The sequence below is a fragment of the Bacillus sp. 22483 genome (genome assembly GCF_052044605.1).
Classification (GTDB): Bacteria; Bacillota; Bacilli; order Bacillales; family Bacillaceae; genus Bacillus; species Bacillus altitudinis.
Genome location: NZ_JBQENU010000006.1, coordinates 20,326 through 33,031 on the forward strand (window position 1 = coordinate 20,326; position 12,706 = coordinate 33,031).

Annotated in this window: 13 protein-coding genes and 1 riboswitch; of the genes, 8 read left to right on the forward strand and 5 right to left on the reverse strand. The window is 42.3% G+C overall.

Translation table 11 applies throughout. The features are described 5' to 3' along the window. Positions 1-3 precede the first annotated feature (3 nt). Positions 4-657, reverse strand: coding sequence for a TerD family protein (locus ACTJJQ_RS10600; protein WP_440600191.1), 654 nt, complete (start codon positions 655-657; stop codon positions 4-6). A 246-nt stretch (positions 658-903) separates the two neighbouring features. Between ACTJJQ_RS10600 and ytkD the strand changes: the two genes are divergently transcribed. Next, on the forward strand, positions 904-1,380 hold the full coding sequence (ytkD, locus tag ACTJJQ_RS10605; RefSeq protein WP_008342951.1) for an RNA deprotection pyrophosphohydrolase: 477 nt from the start codon (positions 904-906) through the stop codon (positions 1,378-1,380). A gap of 30 nt (positions 1,381-1,410) precedes the next feature. Here the strand turns inward: ytkD and ACTJJQ_RS10610 are convergent, their stop codons facing one another. Genes ACTJJQ_RS10610 through ACTJJQ_RS10620 form a run of 3 tightly spaced genes read right to left on the reverse strand, consistent with a single transcriptional unit; the run spans position 1,411 to position 3,979 of the window. After that, positions 1,411-2,157: an ABC transporter permease gene (locus ACTJJQ_RS10610; protein WP_370529235.1), complete on the reverse strand. Its 747-nt coding sequence runs from the start codon at positions 2,155-2,157 to the stop codon at positions 1,411-1,413. A gap of 34 nt (positions 2,158-2,191) precedes the next feature. Beyond that, on the reverse strand, positions 2,192-2,962 hold the full coding sequence (locus tag ACTJJQ_RS10615) for an ABC transporter ATP-binding protein (protein WP_048001453.1): 771 nt from the start codon (positions 2,960-2,962) through the stop codon (positions 2,192-2,194). Between the two features lie 15 nt (positions 2,963-2,977). Beyond that, positions 2,978-3,979, reverse strand: coding sequence for an ABC transporter substrate-binding protein (locus ACTJJQ_RS10620; protein WP_046527566.1), 1,002 nt, complete (start codon positions 3,977-3,979; stop codon positions 2,978-2,980). A gap of 173 nt (positions 3,980-4,152) precedes the next feature. On the opposite strand from ACTJJQ_RS10620, the gene ACTJJQ_RS10625 reads away from it, so the two are divergent. From ACTJJQ_RS10625 to ACTJJQ_RS10650, 6 genes are read left to right on the forward strand one after another with little or no spacing between them, the layout of a single operon-like run. Continuing rightward, positions 4,153-4,881 (forward strand): carotenoid biosynthesis protein, encoded by a 729-nt coding sequence (locus ACTJJQ_RS10625; protein WP_017358367.1) that lies wholly within the window; start codon positions 4,153-4,155, stop codon positions 4,879-4,881. Continuing rightward, positions 4,850-5,596 carry a lysophospholipid acyltransferase family protein gene (locus ACTJJQ_RS10630; protein ID WP_440600192.1) on the forward strand — a complete coding sequence of 249 codons (747 nt, stop codon included), beginning with the start codon at positions 4,850-4,852 and terminating at the stop codon, positions 5,594-5,596. Before ACTJJQ_RS10625 ends, ACTJJQ_RS10630 begins: the two co-directional genes overlap by 32 nt. Further along, a complete protein-coding gene (locus tag ACTJJQ_RS10635) occupies positions 5,581-6,708 on the forward strand; it encodes a glycosyltransferase (RefSeq protein WP_440600193.1) in 1,128 nt (375 codons plus the stop codon). Before ACTJJQ_RS10630 ends, ACTJJQ_RS10635 begins: the two co-directional genes overlap by 16 nt. Next, positions 6,705-8,186 (forward strand): phytoene desaturase family protein, encoded by a 1,482-nt coding sequence (locus tag ACTJJQ_RS10640; protein ID WP_440600194.1) that lies wholly within the window; start codon positions 6,705-6,707, stop codon positions 8,184-8,186. Before ACTJJQ_RS10635 ends, ACTJJQ_RS10640 begins: the two co-directional genes overlap by 4 nt. Positions 8,187-8,212: 26 nt before the next feature. Next, positions 8,213-9,007, forward strand: a complete 795-nt coding sequence (locus ACTJJQ_RS10645; RefSeq protein WP_008342969.1) for an alpha/beta hydrolase family protein — start codon at positions 8,213-8,215, stop codon at positions 9,005-9,007. Positions 9,008-9,046: 39 nt separating this feature from the next. Next, entirely contained in the window at positions 9,047-9,289 is a 243-nt protein-coding gene (locus tag ACTJJQ_RS10650; protein WP_440600195.1) for a DUF2584 domain-containing protein, read from the forward strand. A gap of 40 nt (positions 9,290-9,329) precedes the next feature. Here the strand turns inward: ACTJJQ_RS10650 and pckA are convergent, their stop codons facing one another. Further along, positions 9,330-10,916: a phosphoenolpyruvate carboxykinase (ATP) gene (pckA, locus tag ACTJJQ_RS10655; RefSeq protein WP_007501908.1), complete on the reverse strand. Its 1,587-nt coding sequence runs from the start codon at positions 10,914-10,916 to the stop codon at positions 9,330-9,332. Between the two features lie 226 nt (positions 10,917-11,142). After that, a riboswitch (SAM riboswitch) is annotated at positions 11,143-11,277 on the forward strand. Positions 11,278-11,472: 195 nt separating this feature from the next. Between pckA and metK the strand changes: the two genes are divergently transcribed. Further along, positions 11,473-12,675: a methionine adenosyltransferase gene (metK, locus tag ACTJJQ_RS10660; protein WP_440600196.1), complete on the forward strand. Its 1,203-nt coding sequence runs from the start codon at positions 11,473-11,475 to the stop codon at positions 12,673-12,675. Positions 12,676-12,706 lie beyond the last annotated feature (31 nt).

Consider the following 12,706-nt stretch of genomic DNA (forward strand, 5'->3'; position numbering starts at 1 on the left):
TTGTCAAGATGTGAATCCGTAGATGCGGCATAGGTCGTTTAAATCAAGGGTCGTACCTTGTCCGGTTGCGGTGATTTTCCATTCGTTCTCAACTCTCGTTAGTTCAGCACAAATGATCGATGTAAAAAATGAATAATCTTCTGTTAACTGAAAGGTACAAATCTCCTGTTGTGTGATTTGATCGGAAAGGCGCAAGTAGGCATTGTTCACCTGTCCAAAATGATGTGCCCGCTCGTGTGCATCATGTATCGTGGCTGTTACGACGATTTTCTGAATATCGGGTGAGACTCTGCTCAGCTGCATAATGATGATCTCATTATCCCGATGGCCTCCGCCGACCTGATGATCACCTAGATGGCGAACAGCTCCATCTAAGCTTTGCTGCTGATGATAATAGATCAGGTGTTTTGGAGACAGAAGCTTGTCCTCTTCATTTAAGAGAAACACTTGCGTATCTAAATCAATTGGCTGACCAGATAAGTCCCAGCCAAGTCCGATATGAATTTGATCTACATTTGGATTGTCTTTTGTTAAATCTAACTTTTGTCCTTTCATGAGGTGTTTCTTCACTGCCTCAAGAGAAGCGTCTTCTTTCTCATGTTGCCTCATTGGCCATGCCTTGTTATTTTCTTGTTTTGATCCATTTGTGATGCTCATGCTGGTTTCCTCCTCGTCTGTGTAGGACAAACACTTATTGATTTACGTCATCATGGGCAAAAGGTTTCATGATTAAAATGGGATGAGGATGGAGATGATAAAAAGGTTTTAGCAAGAATACTTATTTTACATACAGACGAGATAGAAGTACTCGTTTGTTTCACTTTTCATAAAAATTCTTCAGAGAAATGTGATCTGTGGTATGATGTTTTACAAGAAGCAAGGACAGGATATGAGGGATTTCACATGCATGTATTTAAAGACTATTATCATAATACGGTCAAGCTCTCTTTTGAAGAGCAGCCTTTTTCAAGTCATCCTAAGCATGTTTGGGCTATTTGCCGCTATCAAGGAAAATGGCTACTTACTGAACATGAGGATCGAGGCTACGAGTTTCCAGGAGGGAAAGTAGAGCCAAATGAAGAAGCAGATCAAGCCGCTATACGAGAGATTCACGAAGAGACGGGTGCTGTTGTTCGTGAATTAACGTATATTGGTCAATATCAGGTGCTTGGCAGAGAGAAAGTCATTGTCAAAAATATTTATTTCGCTGATATTGAAAGGCTCGTCAAGCAGGACACGTATTTTGAAACGAAAGGACCCGTTCTTTTCGCAGACTTACCAAGATCCATCGCAAAAAATAAAAATTTCAGTTTTATTATGAAAGATGATGTCTTGAGACAAAGTCTTGCTTATTTAGAAAAGAACGGTTTGATTCGTTAAAAAAAGCGTAGGGAAATGACCCTGCGCTTTTTATTTTTGCAGAAAACGGCGTTCCAGCCATTCAACAAGCTGATACATGATGGTGGCGAAGACGGCGATAATGAAAAGACTTAAGAACACGAGTGTAAAGTTGAAGACTTGAAAGCCATAGATGATCATATAGCCGAGTCCTTTTGAGGAAACAAGGAATTCCCCCACAATGACCCCAACCCAAGAAAGACCAACATTGACCTTAATGGCAGAGATCATCGTTGGAATACTTGCTGGCAAAATGACCTCACGGAAGACCGTTCTTTTTTTCGCGCCAAAGGTTTTCATGACCTTTAAATAATTCTCATCGACTTCTTGAAAGGCTGTATAAATGACGATGGTGGTAATGATCACACTGATAATGGCACCCATCGCGACAATGCTGATCATGCCTGGTCCAAGGGCAACAATTAAAATGGGGGCGAGAGCAACTTTCGGCATCGCATTTAAAATAACCAAATAAGGATCAAGAACATTTGCAAGACGGGTGGACCACCATAAGGCGGCGGCTAATAAAATGCCGCAAAAAGTACCAAGTAGAAAGCCGAGCACTGTTTCAAATAGCGTAATGCTCATATGATTGATTAATGAACCATCTGATAATTTTTGTACAAACAATTGGCAGACGGCAGATGGTGAACTGAAAATGAGCGGGTCAATCAGTCTGAAATGGCTCGCAAGCTCCCAAAGCGAAAAGAAACTGGCGAAAATGATCAACTGGTAGACTCGCGTCATGCGTTTTTCCATTCGAACTTTTTTTCGATAGGCTTCATGTAAAAGGTCACTGTGTTTCAACTGTCTTCAGCTCCTTCCAAATCGTTTGAAAGAGCTCTTGGAAACTTGCTGTCTGTCTCGCTTCAAAAGGAGAGAGCGTCCTCAGATCATCTGGAACCGTAAACATTCGCTGGATAGAGCCGGGATGCTTTGAGAATAAGAAAATGCGATCACTCATCGCAATGGCTTCGCCGATGTCATGCGTGACAAGAACAGCCGTTTTTTGGTAGTTTTTTAATGTGTGAAAGACGAGGTCTTCTAATGTCAGTTTCGTCTGGTAATCTAGTGCTGAAAATGGCTCATCTAGCAGAAGCAGTCCGGGATCAACTGCAAGCGTTCGGGCGAGAGCCGCACGCTGCCTCATCCCGCCTGACAGCTCCTTCGGGTATTTATCTTCGACATCATTGAGTCCAAGCTTTGGCAGTAAGCTAAGGGCAGCTGAGGTGGCTTCATGTGAATCTTGTTTTGCAATTTTTAACCCGAGAATGACATTTTCCTTGATCGTTTTCCATGGGAACAAATAATCTTGCTGGAGCATATAACCGATTTGATGCTCCTGTTGATTCGGTTCTTTTCCTTCGATTAAAATTCGACCTTCAGAGGGTGGCGTAATGCCTGCGATGATGGAAAGCAAGGTTGTTTTCCCGCATCCGCTAGGACCAATAAATGAGATGAATTCACCTTGAGTGATCTCCATATTGATGTGCTGTATGGCCGTTGTTTTTTCTTTTAAAGAGAAGTACGTGTGGGTCACATGGTCAATTTGAAGGAAAGACATGTGCTACCTCCTGTTCTATTTGTGATCTGTGACCTTCCTTGCAATGGATGAATCGACAAGTTGTTTGTACGGGATAAATTCCGGTAGTTCACCACTTGCCTTCATGATTTCCTGTAATTTGTTCCATTCCTCTTCATTTAGAAGGGGATCTGTTGCATAGGAGTTCTGCTGTTTGTAGCGTTTGATAGCTGTTGATAAGACATCAAGGTCTGTATCAGGAAATTGAGATTGGATTGTCTCGGCAATCTCCTCTGGGCTCTTTGCTTTGACCCATTTTTGCGCTTTGTAAATGGCACGAGTAAAGGCTTCAGCTGTCTCTTTGTTTTCCTCTAAGTAACTCTTCTTTGCCATAAAGGTGGTATAAGGCACCTTGCCGGAAGCCTCACCAAAGGAGGCGGTAATGTACCCTTTGCCTTCTTTTTCAATTAAGGAAGCTGTCGGTTCGAATAACTGCACAAAATCTCCAGTTCCAGAGGAAAAAGCACCTGAAATGTTGGCAAAATCAATATTTTGAATCATGCGAAGATCCTGTTTCAAATCAATGCCTTCTTTTTTCAGGACATATTCACCGACCATTTGCGGCATGCCGCCTTTTCGTTGACCGAGAAAGTCCTTTCCTTTCAATTGATCCCAAGAGAATTGATTGATTTTTTCCCTTGAAACAAGAAATGTACCGTCTGTTTGTGTCAGCTGTGCAAAGTTCATGACAGAGTCTTTCGTGTCTTGTGCTTCCACATAAATAGAAGATTCAGATCCGGTCAGAGCGATATCAGCGCCGCCGGATAAGAGAGCTGTCATTGTTTTATCGCCGCCCCAAGTGGTTTTTAATTCAACCTCTAAGCCTTCATCTTTGAAAAATCCTTCGGATAGGGCGACATAAAGCGGTGCATAAAAGACCGAATGGGTCACCTCGGCTACTTGTACGGTCTGCTCTTGGTCTTTTTTACAGGCGACAAATGGAATAAAGAGCAGGACAACGAATATGAATGCCAGTCTGACTTTAATGGAACGATTCAAGAGTAATTCGCCTCCTTTGTTCTAGGTCACTAATTAAAGTATGTCAAAAGGGATTTTTGGTGAGTGCCTAGATGAAATAAGAAGCGCATTGTTTATTTATAGAACGTGTCTTTTTTTCTATACTAGAAGCATGAATGCTTTCTTGTATTTGGAAGAAATAAAGGAGCGGTTTCGTGTATAGATTGAGTTGGGTATTTGTTGGTTGGTATGTAGTAGGTCTTATTTTAATGGTCTTTTTTGAAGTGCCGGCATGGCTTCAGTTTGCGAATGGTATCTTTCTTGTGCTTTACGCCTGCTGCGTCATTGAGATTGGACGAAATATCTACGGGGCATGGAGCTTTGTGATCGTAAGAGCAGCCATTGTGGGTGTGTTGACGTTTACGGTTGAATGGGTGGGAATCACAACTGATTTTCCTTTTGGGGCCTATGATTATTATCCGACGCTAGGATTTCTTGTGGCGGGAGTGCCTTTGACGATCGCTTTTGCATGGGTTGGTGTGTTTTTAAATAGTCTTTTTTTATCAAGACAACAATCGAAGTGGAAACGAGCCGTCGAAACAGGTATATGGATTGTGCTGCTTGATCTCATATTAGATCCGGTAGCGGCTGAACGAAAGTTTTGGGTGTGGTATGACGGTGGAGGTTTCTTTGGTATCCCTTTTGAGAATTTTGTCAGCTGGGGTATCATTGGAGCAGGACTTTCATTTCTGTTCCCGCTCGTCTCCATTGATCAGCAGGCATTGCGCTGGAATGGACGTATTTATCAGGCCATGGTGTTCTTCTTTGGTCTTTTAGCATTAAAGGGCGGGCTGGATGTCATTTTTTATTTAGCACTGATCATTGTCATCTTGTGTGAAGGAAGGGTTCGATTTGAAAGAAAGCGACAAAAACCGATCGTTTAGACGACTCTTTTATTTTTATCTTAAACGATATTTACTGAACAAACATTTTCGCTGTGTCATGATGAAAGGTACGGTTGACCCAAAGGAGAAACATTCTGTTCTTTATCTTGCCAATCACAGTTCATGGTGGGATGGACTGATCATTTTTCTTTTAATAGAACAAATGTCTGAGCTGGATCATGCCATGATGATGGAAGAGAAGCAGTTGAAGCAATATGCTTTTTTTCAAAAACTTGGTGCATTTCCAGTTCATAAAGAGAAGCTGAAAAGTGTCAAGCAGGCATTAATGACCGCAAAGGAGAAGATGGAGGCTGGCGGGGCTGTGTGGCTCTTCCCACAGGGGAAAATTATGCACCAAGACACACGGCCGCTTGAACTGGAAGGCGGAGCTTCTTTTTTAGTCAGGCAATTTGAGCAGGTCGTCATCAAACCTGTGACGCTACATTATACATTTAATCAATTTCAAAAACCGACGGTATCGGTTGAGTTTGGAGAAGATGTCCTAGTAGCTGGCGGATCACTTCGCAGTAAGGAAGTAACAAGTTTACTCGGAGACCTGCTTGAAACACAGTTAAACGCACATCAAGCACAGGTTATTGCTGATCCAGATTTTTCAACAAACGAACAATTTAGGCAGGTGACAAGGACAAGCCGGTCAACTAGTGATGCGTTTGATTCCTTTAAAAAGTGGGTGAAAACATGGCGGTCTTCTTAATTGTCATCAGTGTTTTGCTGCTCTGCCAATTGATGTTTACGATTTGGAATATGAAGCAATTTCCTGTACTCAAGCCGGCATCTCTTTCACCTGATAAACCCATTTCATTATCGATCCTCATTCCAGCGAGAAATGAAGAAAAACGGCTGGAAGCCTGCCTTCAGTCGATTGTTGATCAGCATCTCCATCCGAAAGAGTTGATCGTACTGGATGATCACTCGACAGATCAGACGAGAATGATTGCAGAGGGCTTCGCAGAGACATATCCATGGATTCGCGTGCAGTCAGGTCAAGTATTGAAGCGCGGCTGGCTTGGAAAATCATATGCTTGTTCCCAGCTTGCTGAGGCAGCATCTTCTGATTGGCTGTTATTTTTAGATGCAGATGTCCGCTTAAAACAAGGAGCTATTGAAGCGGTGTACAAGCAGTTATGCATACAAAAAACGGGCATGCTTTCAGGTTTCCCAGAGCAAAAAACGGGAACGCCTTTTGAGCATCTTGTTGTTCCTATGATGATGTTTACGATTGGCTGTCATCTGCCAGTGAAGTGGGTCAAAACATCTCAACATCCTGCTTTTGCCGCAGCACATGGCGGCTTTATTGCCATTGAAAAGAACTGTTATCACGAAATAGGTGGTCATGAAGCGATCAAGGATTCTCTTGTGGATGATATGGCTTTGGCTAAACGAGTGAAAGCGAAGGGCTTTCCGTTCACACTGGCAAGTATTCATTCTTTTGTCTACATGAGAATGTATGAGAGTGGACAGGAAGTATGGGAAGGATATCGGAAAAATTTGTTCCCGGGAGTGAATCGAAACATTGCTTTGTTAAGCAGTGTCTTTTGTTTATACTCCGTCCTTTATGTAGTTCCTGTTCTTTGCTTTATGATCGCACTGATTCATTTTGATGTGGTCAATCTCTGTTTAGCCCTTCTTTGCTACGGGCTGGGTGTATCCATTAAAGCGGTCATTGATATCGAAAATGGAAGAACGTCTACGATGGCCTTTTTATTGCCTGTCAGTATCATGAGCCTGATTGCCATTGGTTTTGCTTCTATGAAAATTGGGCTGAAAAAAGAAGGCTATGAATGGAAAGGAAGAAGGTACGAATGAAAAAAGTGATCATTATTGGCGGCGGACTTGGCGGGTTATCGGCTGCGATTCGCTTACAGTCACGCGGTTTCCAGGTCACCATTTTAGAAAAAGAAGCTTCTTTAGGCGGGAAATTACAACGCCATCAAGCGTCTGGCTACTCTTTTGATTTAGGACCGAGTACCATTACAATGAAGGCGTATTTTGAGGAAGTATTTACCTCCTGTCATAGACGAATGGAGGATTATGTGACGTTTTATCCGATTTTTCCCCTTACTAAAAACGTTTTTTCAGATGGACATACGGTCGAGTTTACGCCAGATATTGAGCAAATGGAATCACAAATTGCAGTTTTTAGTCCAGAGGATGCAAAGCAATACCGGGCATTTTTACAGGAATCGAAGAAGCTTTTTCAAATGGCAGAGGATCAGTTTTTAAATCGTTTATTATTGACCTGGAAGGATAAAGCGGATGTCAAGCTAATGAAAGCCCTTCTTGCTGTCAAACCTTTTACATCTGTTCAGCGCTTGCTGCGTCAATATTTTCGTCATCCTCATACATTGGCGATGTTTGGCCGGTATGCGACTTACATTGGCTCTTCTCCATACGAGGCACCTGCTATTTTTAATATGATGGCTTATTTAGAAGGAGAAAAAGGCATTTATGGTATTAAGGGCGGTACGTATCGTTTAGTTGAGGCATTTGAGACACTGGCAAAGGAATTGGGTGTCCAAATTCATCTCAATGAACCAGTCAAAAAGATTCATGTAAAGAATAAGCGGATTCAAGGAGTTGAAACGGATCAGCAGTTATATGAGGCAGATCAAGTCATTGCGGGGGCAGATGCACTGACTGTTTATCGCCAATTAATTGATGAAGAAGACCGCCCGAGTTTTGGAAATCAAAAACTGGCAAACATTGAGCCATCGTTATCAGGTTTTGTTCTTTTGTTGGGCGTCCCTAAAGTCTATGAACAACTGTCTCATCACAACGTGTTTTTTCCAGAGAATTATGAACAAGAATTCAAGGATATTTTTCAGAAAAAACAGCTTCCTCATGATCCGACGCTTTACATCTGTTATTCAGGTCATTCAGAGCCAGCTTTAAGCGGAGGGCCAGGAAGAAGTAACTTGTTTGTATTGGCCAATGCGCCATATGTGACAAAAGAGCAAAATTGGGACATGCTAAAGGAGACATATGGCCAGCATATGAAAACAAAACTAAAGGAAAAGGGTCTCTTTGATCTTGACCAGCTTGTAGAATTTGAAGCGGTACAAACCCCGCTTGATTTACAGCAAAAAACGGGAGCGTATCATGGGGCCATTTATGGCATGTCGTCAAACTCGTTCAAGCAGGCATTTTTTCGCATCAATAATCAATCAAAGGATATTGAAGGACTTTGGTTTGTTGGGGGCACAAGTCATCCAGGCGGCGGCACTCCGATGGTGACAAAATCAGGACAGCTCGTCGCAGAGGCCATTATCAAGCATTTGACGTAACACCGAATGAAAAGGAGAGAATTCAAGTGATTGTGGAAAAGAGAAGGTTCCCGTCGCCACATCCGCATATTCACTTATATACAGTGACATATGAGGCCGATGGACTTCGAATGAAGGGGCTGCTCGCTGAACCGGCCGGAGAAGGTCTCTATGACGGTTTTTTATATTTACGCGGCGGCATTAAAAATGTGGGAATGGTTAGACCTGGCCGAATTGTGCAATTTGCTGCGCAAGGGTTTGTCGTCTTTGCGCCCTTCTACCGAGGGAATCAAGGAGGGGAAGGGAACGAGGATTTTGCCGGAGAAGATCGGAAAGATGCATTTGCTGCATTTCAGCTGTTGAAACATCATCAAAAGGTGAAGCAGGAGCGCATTCATATCTTTGGTTTTTCCCGTGGCGGAATTATGGGCATATGGACCGCTGTTGAAATGAAGCATGAGGCCGCTTCCTTTGTGACATGGGGAGGCGTAAGTGATATGAAGCTCACCTATGAAGAACGTGTGGATATGAGAAGAATGATGAAGCGTGTGATAGGAGGTCCTCCGCATAAGGTACCAGAGGCATATGAGGCTAGAACGCCTTTGAATGATGTGCACCAAATTGAAGCACCTGTCCTAATCATTCATGGGGAGCTGGATGAGAATGTATCCATTGAGCATGCGTATTTATTAGAAGATGCCCTGCGTCAGCATGGTAAGTCTGTGGAAACATGGTATTTTCACGGATATCATCATTATTTCCCGCCACAGCATAACCGGGAGATTGTCAGACGGCTGACGACATGGATGCACAGCCGAAAAGGCGGAAATGTGGTAAAATAAACGGTAGAAAGAAATATAGAAAGTAGGGGGATTTTCATTATGGGAATGCCTGTTGAATTTAATACAATGATTGTCACAAAAGGAATAGAGACAAGAATTGAAGAAAATGTGTTTGAGCTCATGAAGGAAGGGTACCGTATTTATCCATTAAATATTCCGCTTGAGGTGCGTAAAACGAAAGACGGAGAAAAAACAGGGACAGCACATGTTGAAAAGCTGGAGCTCACAGACAATGTCACGAAGGTGACGTACCGTCTTGTGTCATTACATTCAACGAACTAAAAAAGCTGAGGGATTCATTCCCTCAGCTTTTTCCTTTTGATTAGACGAGTGGTCCGCCTTTTGCTTCAATATCACTTGCTGCATGGCTGAATTTTTTAAAGTTCTTTTTAAATTCATTTGCAAGGAAGTTTGCTTTTTCTTTGTAAGCCTCTTGATCGTCCCATGTTTTAGCAGGCTGAAGCACTTCATCTGGCACTCCTGGAATATGAAGCGGGATGTGTAATCCGAAGATGTCGTCAGTGATCATTTCAGCGTTGTCAAGATCTCCTTCGATCGCTGCCTGCACCATTGCTCTTGTATGAGCAAGATTCATTCGTTTGCCCGTACCGTAGCCGCCGCCAGTCCAGCCTGTATTCACAAGGAATACTTTTGCGCCGTGCTCATCGATTTTTTTACCAAGCATTTCAGCATAGACATGAGCAGGAAGTGGCAAGAATGGTGAACCAAAGCAAGTAGAGAACGTTGTTTCTGGTGACGTCACGCCACGCTCAGTTCCCGCTAATTTACTTGTGTAACCACTCAAGAAGTGGTACATCGCCTGTTCTTTCGTTAAACGGCTGATTGGAGGTAAAACACCGAATGCATCAGCTGTTAAAAAGACGATGGCAGATGGGTGACCTGCAATACTTGGTTTCACGATGTTATCAATCATTTCGATTGGGTAAGCTGCACGTGTATTTTCAGTAAAGAATGTGTCATCATAATCTGCTTCACGTGTTTCTTCATCAAGTACTACATTTTCAAGCACTGATCCGAAGCTGATGGCTTTGTAAATTTGTGGTTCTTTTTCTTCACTTAAGTTTACGCATTTTGCATAGCATCCGCCTTCAATATTGAAGACACCTGTGTTAGACCAGCCGTGCTCATCGTCTCCAATCAGCTTGCGGCTTGCACTTGCAGAAAGCGTCGTTTTTCCAGTACCTGAAAGGCCGAAAAATAAAGCGACATCGCCTTCTTGACCGACGTTAGCAGAGCAGTGCATTGATAAAATATCTTGTTCAGGAAGTAGGTAGTTCATAACAGAGAAAATGGATTTTTTCATCTCTCCTGCATATTCTGTTCCACCGATCAGAATCGTACGTTTTTCAAAAGAAACGATAATAAACGTTTCAGAGTTTGTGCCATCTGTTTCAGGATCTGCTTTAAAGTGAGGTGCAGATAAGATGGTGAAAGGTTTTTCGTTTGATGATGGTGTTGATCCATCAGGTCTGATGAATAGCTGCTTTGCAAAGAGATTGTGCCAAGCGAATTCATTTACAACTGTAATTGGCATACGGTATTTTTCGTCAGCACCGGCAAAACCATCAAAGACAAATAGTTCATCACGTTCTTTTAAGTATGACACAACCTTTGTATATAAACGATCAAATGCCTCTTTCGAGATCGGCTGATTGACTTGACCCCAATCAATTTTATGTTCAGAGTTTTCTTCTTTTACGATGAATTTATCTTTAGGCGAACGTCCAGTGTAGGCACCCGTTGTGGCGCGTACAGCACCAGTTGAAGTTAAAACGCCTTCATTACGTGCCAGAATCTTTTCAACAAGTTTCGGAACAGATAAATTTTGGTGCGTATTTTCTAATGAGAGCAATGACTGCAAATCTTCTTTTAAATCCACTGAGTTCATAAAAAAACCCTTCCTTTACCGTTGAATTTGTTTGTTTTGATTAGTATAACACATTGATAATAATAGTCTATACTATTTAAACATTTTTGTGTGTGTTTTTTCATTTCTGCTATGAAAATATGCTTTTTGGTGATGCTAATGATGAGGTGAAAAAAAGGGGAGATAATTCCTATGAACCATTGACATGACGCAAGGGTTTAAGATAAGATATCTTATTGAACGGATACTCTTATCCCGAGTTGGTGGAGGGACAGGCCCGATGAAGCCCAGCAACCGGTTTCTTATGAAAAAGGCATGAACATGCTGAGAAACCAAGGTGCTAACCTGATGCAAGGTACAAGAACACCTTGAGCGATAAGAGTGAAAGGCATGCGATCTCAGACCCTTTCCTCGCAATGAAGGAAATGGTTTTTTTATTTTTGGGATATCATATGAACAAATTGCCAATAACATCTCTAATATAAACATGTTGAAATATAAGAGGGAACGAGTTCCGTATCATATTGGAGGCCTCATCTTGGGATGATGTGGTCTTGTACAGGAGGAAATAGCCATTATGAGTCAAAATCGTCGTTTATTTACTTCAGAATCAGTGACCGAAGGACATCCAGATAAAATCTGTGATCAAATTTCAGACAGCATTTTGGATGAAATTTTAAAGAAAGATCCAAATGCACGTGTTGCCTGTGAAACTTCTGTAACAACCGGTCTCGTATTAGTAAGCGGTGAGATTACAACGTCTACTTATGTCGACATTCCAAAGACGGTGCGTGACACGATTAAGGAAATTGGCTACACACGTGCGAAATATGGTTTTGATGCGGAAACATGTGCGGTTCTTACATCAATTGATGAACAGTCTGCTGATATTGCGCAAGGTGTAGACAAAGCGCTTGAAGCACGTGAAGGAACAATGACTGAAGAAGAAATTGATGCGATCGGTGCAGGTGACCAAGGTTTGATGTTTGGTTTTGCAAACAACGAAACTGAAGAGCTTATGCCACTGCCGATTTCTCTTGCACATAAATTATCTCGCCGTTTAACAGAAGTACGCAAGAATGAAACACTTGCATACCTTCGTCCAGACGGAAAAACTCAAGTAACAGTTGAATATGATGAACAAAACAAACCAGTTCGTATTGATACGGTGGTTATTTCTACACAGCATGCACCAGAAGTGACGCTTGAACAAATTCAAAGCGACTTAAAAGAGCATGTCATCCGCCCTGTCGTTCCAAGTGAACTGATCGATGAAGAAACAAAATACTTCATCAACCCAACAGGCCGCTTTGTTATCGGTGGACCTCAAGGGGATGCTGGTTTAACTGGACGTAAAATCATCGTTGATACTTATGGCGGGTATGCTCGTCACGGTGGCGGTGCTTTCTCTGGTAAGGATGCAACGAAGGTTGACCGTTCTGCAGCATATGCGGCTCGCTATGTAGCGAAAAACATCGTAGCAGCTGGTCTTGCAGATTCATGTGAAGTGCAGCTTGCTTATGCAATTGGTGTTGCACAGCCTGTCTCCATTTCAATTGATACATTTGGAACAGGCAAAGCCTCTGAAGAGAAATTAATTGAAGTGGTACGTGCAAACTTTGATCTTCGTCCAGCTGGCATTATTAAAATGCTTGACTTACGTCGTCCGATCTATAAACAAACCGCTGCATACGGTCACTTTGGCCGTCATGACTTGGATCTTCCATGGGAAAAAACGGATAAAGCCGACAAGCTTCGCAAGGAAGCATTAGGAGAATAACAACATACAAAACCGCTTATTTTAAGCGGTT